Source organism: Morganella psychrotolerans, from assembly GCF_001676155.1.
GTDB lineage: Bacteria > Pseudomonadota > Gammaproteobacteria > Enterobacterales > Enterobacteriaceae > Morganella > Morganella psychrotolerans.
Genome location: NZ_LZEW01000016.1, coordinates 1 through 1,316 on the forward strand (window position 1 = coordinate 1; position 1,316 = coordinate 1,316).

The 1,316-nt window shown below is 46.7% G+C and carries 2 protein-coding genes; both read left to right on the top strand.

Annotated elements, in window-relative coordinates; translation table 11 throughout:
- Positions 1-647: MbeB family mobilization protein (locus tag AYY16_RS13055; protein ID WP_082970740.1), on the top strand; the 647-nt coding region annotated here is incomplete at its 5' end.
- A 355-nt stretch (positions 648-1,002) separates the two neighbouring features.
- Positions 1,003-1,260 carry a type II toxin-antitoxin system RelB/DinJ family antitoxin gene (locus tag AYY16_RS13065; protein WP_044108673.1) on the top strand — a complete coding sequence of 86 codons (258 nt, stop codon included), beginning with the start codon at positions 1,003-1,005 and terminating at the stop codon, positions 1,258-1,260.
- Positions 1,261-1,316: the final 56 nt, after the last annotated feature.

Sequence of the window (1,316 nt, forward strand, 5' to 3'; positions counted from 1 at the left end):
CAGCCCTGAAAGAGATTGATGCCGGCATATCGGCACTGGCGCAGAAAGGGCTGATCCGCAACCGTGATGATGTGATTGAAGCGCTGAAACAGTCAGGCTTTGAGATAGCCAGAGTGACACCGAAAAAACCTCTCAATCAAAACCGAGGGACAAAATTTACGTTTAAAAAGGGGCGTTCTATGAGCAGGATTTTAAATTTAGCGCAGACGTTCTCCGAGAATGCCAGACAAGACAGCGAGATTATGACGGAGAAAGTGAAGCTCGCTATCGAACAGCACGAGAACGACTTGAAAGCGCAACTGGCAGACGCCTGCAGGCATTTGAGCGAAAGCATCCAAGCCGAGCAGACGAAATTGATCAGGCGTACCGTGAGCGTGTGGAAATTACCGTTCATCATTCTGGGTGTACTGGTGCTGATATTGGCAGGGATCAGCCTGTTTCTCACGTACTGGAGCGTGAACGAATACCAGAACCTGACCGAATGGAAACGGTCAGCCGAGATATACCAGACGCAGAGCCACAATATCAAACTGACCCACTGCACCATGGACGACAAGAGCAAGCGACCGTGCGTCGCCGTCGATCCAGCATATCAGAACGAAAACTGGGGCGGGAAGAACGAAGCCTACCGAATTCTAGCGAAGTGAGTCACCATGACAGAGACAGAACAACTCTTAGAGAACGCCTTGAGCACCTTGTTACAACAGCAAGAGATCGTTATCAGCAATTTATCTCAGCGTGTCGGGGAACTCGAGACACAGAACAGTCAGTTAGCCATGCAATACAGGGAAATCAGTCAACAGTTAGCAACTTTAACCGAACTGCTGAACAGGTATCAGAACGGCTGACACAGCAGATCCAGCGACAGGAGCAGAAACGGAGTCGGGGTTTCAGCATCGGTTTCTAATGCTAAGAATATTGATTTGTGGTCACAATAGGTACACAATAACTGTAATTCAACGGGAGTTTTGGTATTAACTCCTGATTATTTAGGAGGTTATTATGATCGCTGACGCAACTGTTAAAGCCCGAATCCCGCAGGATGTTAAAGACCGTGCAGTACAGGCACTTGAAAAGATAGGACTGAATACTTCCGATGTGATCCGTATGGTTATGATGCGTGTTGCTGACGAGGGTAAACTTCCTTTTGAGGTAAAAACCCCGAATAAAAAAACGCAAATCGCCATGTCTGAATTAGATTCAGGAAAAGGTCAGCGTTTTGATTCAGTTGATGCTCTTTTTGATGATTTGGGTATCTGATGCTTATTCCTGTACAGTCCAGTGCCTTTAAGTCGGATGTAAAGAGACAAAAAAAA

Coding starts and splice junctions, on each gene's coding strand:
- AYY16_RS13065 (WP_044108673.1), top strand. CDS start 1,003: ATGATCGCTGACGCAACTGTTAAAGCCCGAATCCCGCAGGATGTTAAA.